Source organism: Paenibacillus ihbetae (genome assembly GCF_002741055.1).
GTDB classification, from domain to species: domain Bacteria; phylum Bacillota; class Bacilli; order Paenibacillales; family Paenibacillaceae; genus Paenibacillus_AQ; species Paenibacillus_AQ ihbetae.
Genome location: NZ_CP016809.1, coordinates 146,760 through 160,498 on the forward strand (window position 1 = coordinate 146,760; position 13,739 = coordinate 160,498).

General features: G+C 53.1%; 12 protein-coding genes. 4 read left to right on the top strand and 8 right to left on the bottom strand.

Annotation, left to right across the window (positions count from 1 at the left end):
- Positions 1-33 precede the first annotated feature (33 nt).
- The 6 genes from BBD41_RS00635 to BBD41_RS00660 all read right to left on the bottom strand — a co-directional run bounded on the left by BBD41_RS00635 (position 34) and on the right by BBD41_RS00660 (position 6,947).
- Positions 34-525 carry a NisI/SpaI family lantibiotic immunity lipoprotein gene (locus BBD41_RS00635; RefSeq protein ID WP_099476370.1) on the bottom strand — a complete coding sequence of 164 codons (492 nt, stop codon included), beginning with the start codon at positions 523-525 and terminating at the stop codon, positions 34-36.
- A gap of 174 nt (positions 526-699) precedes the next feature.
- On the bottom strand, positions 700-1,743 hold the full coding sequence (locus BBD41_RS00640) for a FecCD family ABC transporter permease (protein WP_099476371.1): 1,044 nt from the start codon (positions 1,741-1,743) through the stop codon (positions 700-702).
- Entirely contained in the window at positions 1,740-2,765 is a 1,026-nt protein-coding gene (locus BBD41_RS00645; RefSeq protein ID WP_099476372.1) for a FecCD family ABC transporter permease, read from the bottom strand. Before BBD41_RS00645 ends, BBD41_RS00640 begins: the two co-directional genes overlap by 4 nt.
- A gap of 145 nt (positions 2,766-2,910) precedes the next feature.
- A complete protein-coding gene (locus BBD41_RS00650) occupies positions 2,911-3,942 on the bottom strand; it encodes an ABC transporter substrate-binding protein (RefSeq protein ID WP_189636012.1) in 1,032 nt (343 codons plus the stop codon).
- Between the two features lie 141 nt (positions 3,943-4,083).
- Positions 4,084-4,935, bottom strand: coding sequence for an IucA/IucC family C-terminal-domain containing protein (locus BBD41_RS00655; protein WP_099476373.1), 852 nt, complete (start codon positions 4,933-4,935; stop codon positions 4,084-4,086).
- 164 nt (positions 4,936-5,099) lie between these two features.
- Positions 5,100-6,947, bottom strand: a complete 1,848-nt coding sequence (locus BBD41_RS00660; protein ID WP_099476374.1) for an AraC family transcriptional regulator — start codon at positions 6,945-6,947, stop codon at positions 5,100-5,102.
- Positions 6,948-7,241: 294 nt separating this feature from the next.
- Between BBD41_RS00660 and BBD41_RS00665 the strand changes: the two genes are divergently transcribed.
- The 4 genes from BBD41_RS00665 to phnE (BBD41_RS00680) all read left to right on the top strand — a co-directional run bounded on the left by BBD41_RS00665 (position 7,242) and on the right by phnE (BBD41_RS00680) (position 10,882).
- Positions 7,242-8,351 (top strand): phosphate/phosphite/phosphonate ABC transporter substrate-binding protein, encoded by a 1,110-nt coding sequence (locus tag BBD41_RS00665; RefSeq protein WP_099476375.1) that lies wholly within the window; start codon positions 7,242-7,244, stop codon positions 8,349-8,351.
- Between the two features lie 120 nt (positions 8,352-8,471).
- A complete protein-coding gene (gene phnC / locus BBD41_RS00670; RefSeq protein WP_099476376.1) occupies positions 8,472-9,242 on the top strand; it encodes a phosphonate ABC transporter ATP-binding protein in 771 nt (256 codons plus the stop codon).
- Positions 9,243-9,246: 4 nt separating this feature from the next.
- The gene (gene phnE / locus BBD41_RS00675) at positions 9,247-10,062 is read left to right on the top strand and encodes a phosphonate ABC transporter, permease protein PhnE (RefSeq protein WP_077566157.1); all 816 of its coding nucleotides are present in this window, start codon (positions 9,247-9,249) and stop codon (positions 10,060-10,062) included.
- A gap of 13 nt (positions 10,063-10,075) precedes the next feature.
- Positions 10,076-10,882, top strand: coding sequence for a phosphonate ABC transporter, permease protein PhnE (gene phnE, locus BBD41_RS00680; protein WP_099476377.1), 807 nt, complete (start codon positions 10,076-10,078; stop codon positions 10,880-10,882).
- A gap of 147 nt (positions 10,883-11,029) precedes the next feature.
- On the opposite strand, the gene BBD41_RS00685 is transcribed toward phnE (BBD41_RS00680), so the two are convergent.
- Positions 11,030-12,613, bottom strand: a complete 1,584-nt coding sequence (locus tag BBD41_RS00685) for a bifunctional metallophosphatase/5'-nucleotidase (protein WP_099476378.1) — start codon at positions 12,611-12,613, stop codon at positions 11,030-11,032.
- A gap of 228 nt (positions 12,614-12,841) precedes the next feature.
- Entirely contained in the window at positions 12,842-13,513 is a 672-nt protein-coding gene (locus BBD41_RS00690) for an HAD family hydrolase (RefSeq protein ID WP_237086984.1), read from the bottom strand.
- Positions 13,514-13,739 lie beyond the last annotated feature (226 nt).

The window sequence follows — 13,739 nt, forward strand, 5'->3', positions numbered from 1 at the left end:
TCAGTGAAATATGTTTAAATTGATGGGATTCTTTTACTCTTCGCGTATCAGCTCTGCCTCCAGAAGCTTCCGATTAAGTTCGATAATGATCCGTTCGGAGCTTCCCTTGGGCTCACCTTTATGCCGATAGACGGAACCGTACGTCATAGGATTCTTCTCCCGGATTTCATCGGAATCAAGGTACAGATAAGGCTTCTTCAGTTCGTCCTCGGTCCACCTCTTCCCCTTCTGATCCACATAATACGTCTCACCGATAAAGCCGATATGGCCTCCTTTAGACTTTGGATCAGCCTCCCCTTGCAGCTCATACAGTCTTCCGTCGAACACTACCCTGTCCAGCCGTCCTTCGTCGATCAGCTCCTCGATCGTTAGGTCCGTTTCCTTATCGAGCTCCAATGTATAGTGGGCTGTTTTTTGCGTCTCCTCAACCACCTTTTGGGTGAAGTGGTCCAGCCTTTCGCATCCTGTTAACAGGAGCAGCGCGCTAACCGTAATGAGGATCCAGCCTCGGGGCGTTTTCTTCATGTAAAAACCTCCTTCTACGCTTCATGTCAAATATGATGTCGTGAAATAACCTTAATCGGAAAATATCAGAGAACCATCAGGATTCGAAGATTCCATTTCTGCCATGCAAAAAAAAAGAGCCGCCTGCAAGGCGACTTCTAAAGAATCAAATCCATTTTTTGGGATTTGTCCAGGTCAGATTTCATGGCGACGATGGCGTGCAAGCAGCAAGATGAAGAAAGGAGCGCCGATAGCTGCCGTGAACACGCCGGCTGGAACGTCGAGCGGTTGAAACATCGTTCGGCCGGCCATATCGGCTAGCAGCAGGAGCAGCGCACCGATTAAAGCTGCCGCCGGCAGCAGAACGCCGTAGGAAGGTCCGACAAGCCTGCGGGCGATATGAGGCCCGATCAAGCCGATGAAACCGACGGCGCCGACCAGCGCGACCGAGGAGCCTGCAAGCGCAACGGTAACGAGAAGCAGCCACAGTCGCTGCCGCTGAACGGCTGCTCCAATGCCGGTCGCAAGCTGCTCGCCCAGTCCATGAACATTCAAGTGCCGGGCGTTCGCCCATGCAATTCCACCGAACAGCAGCGTCCAGGGAAGCAGGGTTAGCACCTGCTCCCATGTCGCGCCATAAACGCTGCCGGTCAGCCAAATATAGGCTTTCCCGGCGGATGTGATCGAACTGAATGCGAGGAGCAGCATCGTTAGCGAGCTTGCCCCTGCGGAAATGCCTACCCCGATCAGCACCAGCCGGATCGGCGAAACCCCGTTCTTCCAGGCCAGAATGTAGACCAGTCCTGAAACAACCAGAGCGCCTCCCATCGCGGCAACCGGCAGCCAGCCGATCCCGAGTCCCCCTCCCGCGAAGGCGATGAACGCGACGGCGGCAACCGAAGCGCCGCCGGTCATACCGAGCACATCCGGCGCGGCGAGCGGGTTCCGAATAAGGCCCTGGAGGATCGCGCCGGCAATGCTGAGTCCTGCTCCCGCCAATCCGGCCAGTACCAGGCGGGGCAGCCGCAGCATGCCGATAACAAAAGCTGAATCGCCGCCCGCGCCGGCTATCGTTCGGATAACTTCCAGCGGTGATTCCCATGTGCTGCCTAAGCAGGCTCCAAGGATAAATGACGCTATCAGCGCCGCCAACAGAAGTAACAGCGTTAGCATAGGCCGTTTGTCAGATCGTATGGAGGAGCGCGGTTTGCGGCTATTTAACGGAGCCATTCGGTTCATCCTGCTGCCTCCTTCGCGCCAAGCCCGCTGCGAGCGATATAAATGAAAAACGGAATGCCGATCAAGCCGGTGACAACGCCGAGCGGAAGCTCCCCGGGCTGCACCGGAAAGCGGGCGACGAGATCGGCCAGGAGCAGAAGTATCGCGCCAAGCACGGCGCTGTACGGGACGATCCAGCGATAGTCCGTGCCAGCCAAATAACGGGCGAAATGCGGCATGACCAGGCCGACGAAGCCAATCGCGCCTGCAGCCGCAACCGCGCTTCCGGCGAGCAGCACCACCGCGGCGGCGGTCATCGACTTCACCAGGCCGGTACGCTGTCCGAGTCCTTTGGCGACCTCTTCTCCTGAGCCGAGAATGGTTAGCGGATAGGACAAAGTCAGTGCCGTCGTTCCGCCCAGCACCATATAAGGCAGCACTTGCTGGAGTGTGGACATTTCTTTTCCGGCAACCGAGCCTGCCAGCCAGAACAGCACATTTTGCAGGCCGGACTCGTCCAATGCCAGCACACCCTGGGTCAATGCGCCGAAGAGCGCACTCAGCGCCGACCCGGCCAAGACTAAGCGAACCGGCGTCATGCCTCCGCCGGCAAGGGAGGCCAAGCCATATACCAGCAGCGCAGCTGCTGCGGCGCCGGCAAAAGCTGCCCAAACCAGCTGGGACAGCGAGGTAAGCGGCAGCAGCGTCAGCGCAAGAACCACTGCAAGCACGGCACCGGAATTGATGCCGAACAGCCCGGGCGAGGCAAGCGGATTGCGTGTTAAAGCCTGCATCAACGCCCCCGCCATGGCCAGCGACGCCCCGACCGCAAGTGCGAACGCTGCACGCGGAGCTCTCGTCGTGACGATGATGACATGCTCGTTATCCGCCGGATTGTAGCGGATCAGGGCATCCACTGTGGTGGCCGGATCGATCTGCGTCGTACCGATCGCGATGCTGGCCACGAACGCGATCCCCAACAGCAGCAGCGCACCCGCCAACCCCAGCAGCTTGCTGCCGTTATGTTGAAATAGAGGCTTCACCCGTAATCCCCCTCTTGTTGTCTGTTTTGGCGGCTTGGCGGCATGGCGGCATCCGTAATGGAGCGGCATCCAGCGCGGGCTAATAGCCGTCTGTACCGTGCCGGCATCGGATTCACACCGCTAGTGACGCCCCCCATAAACCGCTTTAGTCCAAATCGTAAAATTCTTTGAGATCCTTCAGCATTTCTTCAGCCGCTAGCGGACCGGAGCCGTTATTCCAGACCGCCGTGTCGACCTCATACACCCGATTGTTCTGTACCGCCCTGAGGTTCTTCCATAACGGATGTTCCGTCCATTCTTTGCGCAGGTCCAGCCGTCCGTCGTCTCTTGTAGCGCTTGTCTGATCGAACAGAATGTCCGCATCCATCTGCGGGATGTTCTCCTTCGAGACGAGTTTAACGCCCCAGTCCTCGCCCTTCTGCTCCGTCGGACGCGCTATGCCGAGTTCATCCAATACAAGGGCGGAGAAGCCTGTGTATACGATGCGCGCATGGTCGGCGCGGAAATCAACAATGCCGGCTTCGAGTTTCAGCTTATCTCCCATTTTCGCTTTGAAATCAGCAGCCTCGTTTTCCCAGCGCTCGAGAAAAGCTGTTTCCTCCTCCTGCTTGTTCAAAGCCTCCGCTGTCAGTGCAAGCGAACCCTTCCAGATATGTACTTCTTCCGTCATGACGGTTGGGGCAATTCCGCTGAGTTGTGTGTAGATTTCCTCGTGCCTTGTTTTGGATGCGATAATGACATCCGGCTTCAGCGCGGCGATCTTCTCCAGATTGGGCTGGTTCTCCGAGCCAAGATTCACGACACCGTCCATTTGCACGCGGATATAATTGTACCAAGGCTGTTCAATCCATGCCTCCACCGCGCCTGCCGGCTTAACGCCTAAAGCCAGCGCTGAATCCGTCGCTCCTTGGAACAGCGTCACGACCTTCTGCGGCGTTCCTTCGACAACCGTCTCGCCCATCGCATGCTTGATCGTTCGTTTGCCTTCATCCGCCACGGCCGAAGAAGTTTTCTCGCCTGAGGATGTTGATGCGTTTTGTGGCTGCCGGGTTGAAGAAGCACTGCCTTCTCCCCCGGTCTGACCGCATCCGGCCAGCAGCGTCAATACAGCCAGCCATGCCGAAAGCAGCAACATTCCGATACTACTGCGACGGATATTTGTAAAATTGTGAAACATGAAATAGGACCCTCCCTTATTGATCTATGACTCTAATTGATATTGATTCTCATTATTGCATGAACCGGTTTTCATGAAAATGAACAATGATCCGGACATATCCGACATCCACTCCAAATTCATCAGCTGTGGAACAATCCATCAGTTTTGCTTCCTTTCCGGGTCGACCGCCTTGCTCCGTGATTGGCGAACAGCCTTCGGGCAGGCCTCGCAGTATCCCCCTTCGCGAGGCACCCGGTAGTATAAACAGCAGGTCAGTCTGGTACGAGATATCCCTGGCTTCTGCTCTTGAAAAGCTTGAAATACATCGCTGCCGCTGTAAAAACGTGCGAACGGCTGCTGCCGCTGACCAAACGCCTCTGCCGGCAGCGTGTGCAGCAAAAATCGCAGATCGTCCTCGATTTTTGCTGCAGGCACCGCGTTTAATTTCGGTAATTTTTTTTCGTAGAGCGAGAAGAGCCTCACCGCCGTGTTCTCCCATAAAATCATGGCGGGCAATCCCGAGCTTCGCGAGAGCGATTGCCACAGCAGCGTTAAATGGAAGCGAACAAAGTTCTCCGCTGCCCGGAGCCGCCAGGATTCCCTGGATTCGGCGCAGGTCACAGCACGAGCACGGAGCAGGCCATCCACTGTCATCCCTTCCAGCCAATGACCGCCGGGCTCTTCGCCGCTCCGCAGCAGCACGCTCCCAAGCGGCAGGTCCAGCTCTTTGTCAAAGCAAGTAAGCGCATGAAAGAACGGCACCGCAACGACGGCCGCGTAGCGTTTGGCCAGCATCGAAGCCGCAATCGGGCGTGAATCGGTACCCAGGCGGATTGCCAGGTCGTCCAGGAATGCGTCACAGCCGTCGGACTCCAGCAGCGCCGAGGCGCGGACCAGCCTTGAAGCTGATAAGGCATCGTAACCGTCGATGGGCGACACAGTTGCCTGCACACGGTATTGAGCCTGCAGCGTTGCAGCTTCATCCGCATTCAGGGGGTGCGGCCGATTCATGGCAGCTCGACCTGAATATGCTTGACATTTGACATCAACATAGGCATATCTCCTCCGATGTGAATTCCATTCCAGCTCCAATGGTAACGATAATCATTATCAATGAAGGAGCCGATGACAACCTGTTTTTTGCGGCCGCTCTTTCTTAGTAACGCCCGCCCGTATCAAATCGGTGTTAGCAGCGTCTCGGCAATCTCGTCGACGATACGGCTCATTGCCAGCGGGCCGTAATAGCCGATCCATAGAGCGGTATGGCAATGACGGACCTGACCTTTCCTGACCGCGTTCATTTCTTTCCACACAGGGCTCTGCTGGTAAAGCCGCGTTTGTTCCCGGTTCGTATCATCGGTCAGCACGAACAGCCGGTCAGCTCTCAGTGCCGGAAGCGCCTCCAGCGGTATCATCGTGCTGGTGCCCTGCTGCATCCTTGCAAGCGGTGGAGCGGCGAGGCCGAGATCATCGTACAGCAGACGGGCTGTACGGTGCTTTTCGCTATGCAGACGAATGCTTCCGTCGCGCGGCCGGATAAGGGCAACCGTCTGTGCAGTTCCGTGTGCCGCCAGCTTGTGTCGCAATTGATCCAGCTTGGCGTTGTAGTCATCCAGCGCACGCAGCGCTTGCCAGTGGCGCCCGAAGAGTATACCAAGCCGCAGCAATGTCTGCCGCCAGTCTTCGTTGCGATCCAGCATGATGGTCGGCGCGATGGCCGAAAGCTCTTCATAGCAAAAGTCTTGGAAGGCGGTGCAAAGAATAACGTCCGGCTTGAGCTCCTTCAGTGCCTGCAAATCGGGCATCTCTTTGGTGCCTAAACGGACCATTCCGCTTAAGGGAGCAGCAAGCTCTGGCGGAAGGCCGGCTGCCGTCACTTTACAGGTAACGCTGCCTACGGGCCGTATTCCAAGCGCCAGCAACTGGTCGACATATTGATAGTCGAGCACGGCAATCCGCTGGGGCTTTTCCTCAAGTACAAGCATGCCCCGCACATGGGGAACGTTTATTTTCCCTTCCGCATGAGCGATACCGGCGGTGCACATCAAGGTCAGCGCCATCAAAGCACGAAACGCCTGTGTAGCGCTCTCTTTATGATGATAACCATTCTCGCTGAAAGGGACAATGATCGAATGCGACGGCTGAGATGGAGAAATCCGACACGCCGTGCTTCTTTCCAGACCGTTTTGCATCCGGCACTGCCTGTAAGTTGTTGGCGACATGCCGTTGTATTTTTTGAATAATCGACTGAAATAATAGCTGTCGGCATACCCAATCGCTTCAGCGATTTTTGAGATTGGATATTCGCTCTTTTCCAGCAGTATCTTCGCCTGCTCCATACGGATTCCGATCAAGTGTTCCAACGGGCTGTGGCCGAACCGGGCTTTGAATCCTCTTTGCAGCTGGCGGGTGCTCGTCCCGAGCCGCCCGGCTAAAGATGATAATGTCCAGGGTTCACGATAATGGGCTTGCATATGGCGGACAGCCGCTGTTACGATCCCTTCCTCAGGCCCTCCCCCTGCTTCCTCCCGCCGCTCCATTTCCGATAGCAATAACTGGACGAAAGCGTAAAACTGCCGCTTCACTTCCAGTCGATACATCGGATGGTCCTGCCCCCACAAATTATCCATCTCGTTTGCCATGCTGCGGTATGACGCTTCCATTCCAGCCGGAACGCAATAAGAGGAATAAAATTGCTTGATCGCATGCAGTGGCTGACTGATCTCCCCGGGAAGCTGCTGTGGAAACTTCGCTTTGTAAAGGATGATCAGAAATTCGAAGCCTGACGTGGCAGATCCGATGCGCAAACGCCCTCCCTTGCCTACATGGATGACCGGCGCGTCCTGCGAATGAAAGTTAGATTCTTCCGTCTCAAGCCGGGCGTTCCCGTTGACCAAGATAAGGAACAAATTAGAGGGCGCACCATATTCAAGCTGCTCGTGCGGCAGTAAACGCCTCCGGCGGATATCGGTAATATGTAAGGAAGCACTATTCCAGAGCAGTATTTGATCCCTTATCGACATGCTGGTTTGATCCTCCCGAGCTCATAAATTGGATTTGATCCTATTATAGATTTATTGAGAATGATTATCAATTATATTCAGCCGTTACCCATGGATGATATTGGATAAGTGTTGGGAATCGAGTTTATTGGTTTACATAATATATATTATGACATTATGGAAAATCCTGCATATTTATAACTGTTTTAACACTAGGTTAATCCATCGATAATAAAGCGGTTATACAATGGGTTTGGCTTTCAAGGCCCAGGCAAGCCCGTGCCTTCGAATTCACTATTATAATCAGGGGGACTTATGTTGAAGAAAAAAATGACGCTCGTATCCGTATTCGCTTTGGTTATCGCGCTGCTTGTCGGCTGCGGCTCCAGCTCCGGCTCGGGCAATTCAACGCCTGATGCCCCATCATCGCCGACTTCGACTTCCGAATCCACAGACGATTCAGGCGGTTCGGGCACAGCGGCTCAGACAATCGAAGAGCTGAAAATCAGCTTCGTCCCGTCCAAGGACCCGGATCAAATCGTTACGGCAACGGATCCGCTCAAGGAATTGCTGAAGAGCCAGCTGGCATCCGAGGGATTTAATGTCGGAAAAGTCAGCATTGATGTAGGAACCACCTATGAAGCCGTCGGCGAAGCACTGACCGCCGGTACAACAGATGTCGGTTTTATACCTGGCGGCACATATGCTCTGTACGATGACGGAGCCGAAGTCATTTTGACCGCCACCCGGGCCGGATTATCCAATGACTCCGACCAGGCCAAGGACTGGAACGATAATAAGCCGACCCAGCCGACAAGCGATCAGGCAACGTATTATCGAGCTCTGTTCATTGCAGGTCCATCCGATAAAGGTCAAGCATTGGCTGCCAAAATCAACAACGGAGAAAAACTGACATGGGAAGAGTTGAACGATGCGAACTGGGCTGTGATGTCCACCTCTTCCTCCGCGGGATACATTTACCCTACGCTGTGGATGCAAGACAACTATAACAAAAGCATTACCGACCTTTCCCATATCGTAACATCCGACTCTTACGGCAGCTCCTTCGCCCGATTGGCGGCCGGACAAGTCGACATTATCGTTGCATTCGCGGACGCAAGACGCGACTATGAAGAGCAATGGACAAATGAATTCGGCCGTAAACAATCGATTTGGGACGAAACGAATATTATCGGGGTCACTCAAGGAATTTACAATGACACCATTAGCGTCAGCAAGAACAGCCCAACCATGAACGACGAGCTGAAGGCCGCGCTTCAAGAAGCCTTTATCGCCATCGCCCAGACGGAGGAGGGGAAGAACGTAATCGCGGTATACAGCCACGAAGGCTACAAGGAAGCCCAGCCATCCGATTACGACGGCGAGCGCAAAGCGCAGGAGATTATTAAAAACTTGAAAAAATAATAAACGCCGCATCATCGTCAACGACTTATCTTTTGTTAAATGTGAGAGCATCAAGCCTTTAACCGATGTTCTCCTTTTTTTCTGTTCAGCAGCTGAATATGCGAGGATTGGGGTTTAGCCATGATTGAGTTTAACCATGTAAACAAGACGTATCACAACGGCACGAATGCGCTCAAAAATATTAATCTGAAGATCGAACAAGGAGAGTTTGTGGCCGTAATCGGTTTATCCGGTGCAGGCAAGTCGACGCTGATCCGCTGCATTAATCGCATGCACGATATTACCAGCGGCCAGCTTTACGTGAATCATGTCGATGTGTCCAAATTGAAAGGAAAACAAATTCGCCGCTTCCGAAGACGGATCGGGATGATCTTCCAGTCCTTCAATTTGGTCACTCGAATGAGCGTCATCAAGAATGTTCTGGTTTCCTTCGTGCCTGACCTTCCGATGTGGCGCAAGCTGACCGGTGTATTTACCAAGGAACATAAGCTCAAAGCATTGGAGGCTCTCGATAAAGTCGGCATTCTGGATAAAGCATACGTGCGAGTAGACCAGCTCTCGGGCGGGCAGCAGCAGCGTGTAGCGCTGGCGCGAACACTCGCCCAGAATCCGGATATCCTGTTGGCGGACGAGCCGATTGCTTCACTGGACCCGGTAACGTCGAAATTGGTTATGGACGATTTCAAAACCATCAATCAGACCATGAAGATTTCTGTGATCATGAACATTCATCATGTGGAGATCGCGCTGGAGTATGCCGATCGCATCATCGGAGTCCGCGAAGGCGAAATCGTCTTCGACGGGGCAGCCGATCAGGTGACCAAGGAAATCCTCGATAACATTTACGGCAGCAAGTCCAATGAAACTCGATATTTGGCGGAGGCGAAATAGGCGCATGTTTGATAAATGGTTTCCTCCCAAAAAAATGGTTCTGCCAAACGGTAAAATCGTCCTGGAAAAAAGATCGCGGCTTCCCCTTATCTTGCTCACGCTCGCAGCCGCAACCGCGTTATCCGTCAATTTGACGGGGTTCAGCCTGCATGTTCTGTTCTCGAGGATCCGTCAGTTTTTTATCATTCTAGGCGAGATGATCCCCCCCAAATGGAGTTATACGCCACAGCTGTGGGGAGCCTTGCTGGATACGCTGCAGATGTCCGTGCTTGGGTCGATGATCGGCGCCCTTCTGGCTCTACCGTTCGCCCTGCTTGCTTCGTCCAACGTCATTCGCAACAAAGCGGTCGTGACTATTTTTAAAGTTATGCTTAGCCTGCTCCGAACATTGCCGACGCTGGTGACGGCGCTGATTGCCACCTTCGTTTTCGGATTGGGACCGACGGCGGGCCTGGTGGCCATCCTGCTCTTTACCCTATCGTACGTCGGGAAGCTGCTGTACGAGCAGATCGAAAACGTCGACATGGGCTCCTTCGAAGCCATGGAGTCGATTGGCATGACCCGTGTTCAAGCCTTTCGCTATGCTATTTTTCCGGAAGTGCTCCCGCGCTATCTGTCCACCACTTTGTTTTGCTTCGAGGGGAACGTGCGCTATGCAGCCATTCTCGGTTATGTAGGGGCAGGCGGAATCGGACTCTTGATCAACGAAAATCTCGGATGGCGCGACTATCCGCGCGTAGGTATGATCATTTTGTCGCTGGTGGTCACCGTATACGTGATTGAAACGATCAGCGAGCATTTTCGAAAAAAGTTAACTTGAGGAGATCCATGCTATGACGACAATTGAGAAGCAGCTGCTTGCTTCCCCCCGCAATCATCGCTATTTGCTGACCGTGGCGGCAATCGTTCTGATTTTGTTCGCCTGGTCATTAAGCGCGGTAAGCTTTAAAGACGTGAATCAAAGCGGACTGGCAATCGCCCTTAACATATTGAAAGGCATTGTCCATCCGGATTTGGACCTGCTGTTCAGCGTCTCGAAGCAGAGTGTGCTTTACCTGCTCGTTCAAACGACGGCCATTGCATTTCTGGGTACGCTGGTGGGTGCCGTGCTGTCTGTTCCGCTTGCCTTTTTGGCTGCCTCCAATATCGTGCCGAAGCCGATCGCTTGGCTTACAAGAATGCTGCTTATTCTGATCCGAACGATCCCTGCCCTCGTCTATGGGCTGATGTTCATCCGGGTATCAGGTCCGGGACCGTTTGCCGGGGTGCTCACGATCGGGCTGACCTCGATCGGTATGCTGTCCAAGCTTTACGTGGATGCGATCGAGGAGCTGGACAAGAAAGTCCTGGAGTCGATGACATCCATCGGCTGTACCACCTTTGAGAAAATCCGCTATGGAATTATTCCGCAGTTGTTCTCGCTGTTCCTGTCCGTTACCATTTATCGGTTCGACATGAACATGCGCGAGGCTTCAATTCTTGGACTCGTTGGAGCCGGCGGGATCGGAGCGCCGCTGATCTTCGCTATGAACAGCTATAAGTGGAATCAGGTCGGCTCCATCTTAATCGGCTTGGTCATCCTTATCCTTGTTATCGAATGGTTCTCGAACAAGCTTCGATCCAAGCTGGTCCAAGGATAACAAAGCTCATCTGGCGGTCCTAGCATAACACTCCGGTCATCCGGAAACGCAAAATCCTCCGACCCTGATGCAGCATAGGATGGGAGGATTTTTTCATAGGATGTCATACTGTCATACGATGGTTGGTTTTGTTTTGTGCGAATCTATTTAGTAGACGACCTTCCAGTTATGATCGCAGACGGCATGGATGACCTGGTGCTTCAAAATATAATCGGCCAAAATCTCCGTCATGTCCGTCGGAATCTCCCTGACGACAGGCTTGTTCATCAACATCCGGAAGTTTCCGCCGCCTCCCGCCCGATAGCTGTTCATCACCACTTCGAACGTGGCGTCGAGATCCAAGGGACGTCCGTCCCGCTGCAGCTTAATAACCCGTTTGCCTTCGGGTCTTGAAATGTCAAGCTCATAGTCAATCCCCTCCCACATGTCGTAGTTGAAATGCTGGGGCTTCGGCTCCAGATAGCTCTCTGACACCTGTAATTGCCCCATCTCGTCCAGGGTAAAATAACGGGCGTTCTGCTCCAGCGCGTCCCGGATATCCCTTCCGGTCAGCAGGATCACTTTCAACGTATTGGGATAGATATAGTTGGACACCACATCCCGCATGGTAATTTCCCCAGCGAAGCCCCGGGCTTCATTCGTAAAGATCGCGGCGCAGGATATACTTGCTCCCGTAACCTCCATTTGCACCCGATTGACGAACTCCGTGAACGCGTGATCCCCGAGTCTTGCCTTGAAGGGGTCCATGATGGACAGATCGCCCTCGGCCCTGCCGATCGGCTGATCCAGCCAGGCCTGCGTTTTCCGTTCTTGCTCGGCAAACATGGCAAGCATGACACGATCCGCCTCGGCTTGCTCCGCATGCAGCAGCCGCACGCTTTTGCCGCCGATCGACCATCCCCCCTCCTGCTCCCGCTCGAACGTCAGTTGAACCTTGGCGATCGCCTGTCCGGCGAAACCGGGCTGAGCGAATAGAACGCCGTTCAGCTCCCCGGCGAGCATCCGGTGCTGATGCCCGGTCAGCAGCACTTCTAGGCCTTGGAGATGCATGCACATCGCGTAGCCCTGATTTTCCCCCGTCAGCGGCTCAGTAGGGGCTCCGGTAGCAGGATCCCGCTCGAAACCGCCATGGTAGCATATGATAACCGCGTCGGGACGCTCGCTGTCTCGAATATGGTTGATCCACCGCTGGGCGGACTCCAGGGCATCCTCAAACATTAAGCCGGAAATGTGCTTAGGCTCTTCCCAGTGGGGAATATAATGGGTCGTGACGCCGAGCACCGCTACCCGAATCCCCTCCTTCATCTCAAAAATCCGGTAAGGCTGCCCGAATGCCGGACGACCGCCTTGTTCGTTCATAATATTCGCGCACAGATAGGGACAGGCAGCGTCCTCGATCGCTTGATTCAACAGCTCCTGCCCGTAATTGAACTCATGATTGCCGATCACCGCCGCATCGTACTGGAGTGCGTTCAGCGCGCTTGCCGCGGGGTGCATGCCGGTTCTGTCGTACTTGGCGTAATGATACATAAACGGCGTACCTTGAAGAAGGTCCCCGTTGTCCAGCAGTATAAGTTGCGGGGCTTCCAGCCGTTCTCTGTGAATGATCTCAGCCAGCTTGGCGAGCCCAATGGGCTTGTCCCCGGGCCCCCGATAGTCCGTCGGATAAATATGGCCATGAATATCGCTGGTTTCCAATATCGTTACGACTACTTTTTCTTTCGACTCCACTCCGCGTGTCCTCCTATCGTCTTATCTTTCAGACATTACAGTCTTTCTATTATACGGGTGGAGTATTATGGATATATAAAACAACATGATAAGGGGGTAAAAATGAAAATGATCTCATTTACCGACGGAGGCTCCGCACTAAAAGTGCTATTCGGTGAGCATCGCTTTTCCCTTCTCCTCATACCAACGGATCATTTTCCAGGAACCATTCATCTTTTTCCATATAGGTTAGTTTGATTCTAGCGATTTAATGATGCTCGGAATTTCAATTAATTCATCGCAAATGGCATCGGGCAGCTCCGACGAAACCTCCTTTGCTTTAAGGATCGTATACATTCCAAGCTCCTTGGCAGGGATGATATCTGCCTGGATGCTGTCGCCAACAAATACGGTACGCCTTCCGATGGAATTCAAATGCTTCAGAGCCATTTGAAAGATGGCATGATCAGGCTTCTTGATATTCACAGAACCGGAAGTAACAATGCCGGTGAAATAATCGCGAATGCCTAAAGCTGATATTTTGTTTCGTTGATAAAAATCTCGGCCGTTCGTGACGATTCCCAGCTTATACCCATCCTCCTTTAACGAATGGAGCATCTCATGCAGCCCAGGATATCCAACACTATAATGATGGAAATTTTGGTTTAGATCAGCAAGCAGCTCATGATATAAATTCCCGTCAATCTTGAAGAACTCGACTAACCTTCGGTACACTTCTTCTTTCGGCATAATCATAAGGTTAAGCTCCGAAAATTTTAGGGTGAATTCGTTCATATCCGGAATGAATTCGTCCAAAGAATATTGCTCATATTGATAAATGGAAAAATTGACTAGTGACTGGGTCTTATTGAGCAGGGTTTGGTCAAGGTCGAAAATAACCGTATCGATAATGTTCAACATACGCTTAGCATACCACATATTGGAAACCACTACGTTCATCGCTATAAAAAATATGTAGCTGGCCGGCTCGATCCAAGGTCCGGCCGGGTTAGAGGCGGTAACGACCTAAATAAAGCCAACCAGAAGATTCTGGCTGGCCTTATGAATGGAAACGATGATAGCCTTGATATTCATGACTTTGCCTTTTTGGATGGGCATGCTCTTGTTTTTTTCTTTGATATTTTTT

What these genes read in the sequence shown, in the direction of transcription:
- BBD41_RS00635 (WP_099476370.1), bottom strand. Translation starts at nt 525, where the DNA reads ATGAAGAAAACGCCCCGAGGCTGGATCCTCATTACGGTTAGCGCGCTG.
- BBD41_RS00640 (WP_099476371.1), bottom strand. Translation starts at nt 1,743, where the DNA reads ATGAACCGAATGGCTCCGTTAAATAGCCGCAAACCGCGCTCCTCCATA.
- BBD41_RS00650 (WP_189636012.1), bottom strand. Translation starts at nt 3,942, where the DNA reads ATGTTTCACAATTTTACAAATATCCGTCGCAGTAGTATCGGAATGTTG.
- BBD41_RS00655 (WP_099476373.1), bottom strand. Translation starts at nt 4,935, where the DNA reads ATGAATCGGCCGCACCCCCTGAATGCGGATGAAGCTGCAACGCTGCAG.
- BBD41_RS00660 (WP_099476374.1), bottom strand. Translation starts at nt 6,947, where the DNA reads ATGTCGATAAGGGATCAAATACTGCTCTGGAATAGTGCTTCCTTACAT.
- BBD41_RS00665 (WP_099476375.1), top strand. Translation starts at nt 7,242, where the DNA reads ATGTTGAAGAAAAAAATGACGCTCGTATCCGTATTCGCTTTGGTTATC.
- phnC (WP_099476376.1), top strand. Translation starts at nt 8,472, where the DNA reads ATGATTGAGTTTAACCATGTAAACAAGACGTATCACAACGGCACGAAT.
- phnE (WP_077566157.1), top strand. Translation starts at nt 9,247, where the DNA reads ATGTTTGATAAATGGTTTCCTCCCAAAAAAATGGTTCTGCCAAACGGT.
- phnE (WP_099476377.1), top strand. Translation starts at nt 10,076, where the DNA reads ATGACGACAATTGAGAAGCAGCTGCTTGCTTCCCCCCGCAATCATCGC.
- BBD41_RS00690 (WP_237086984.1), bottom strand. Translation starts at nt 13,513, where the DNA reads ATGTTGAACATTATCGATACGGTTATTTTCGACCTTGACCAAACCCTG.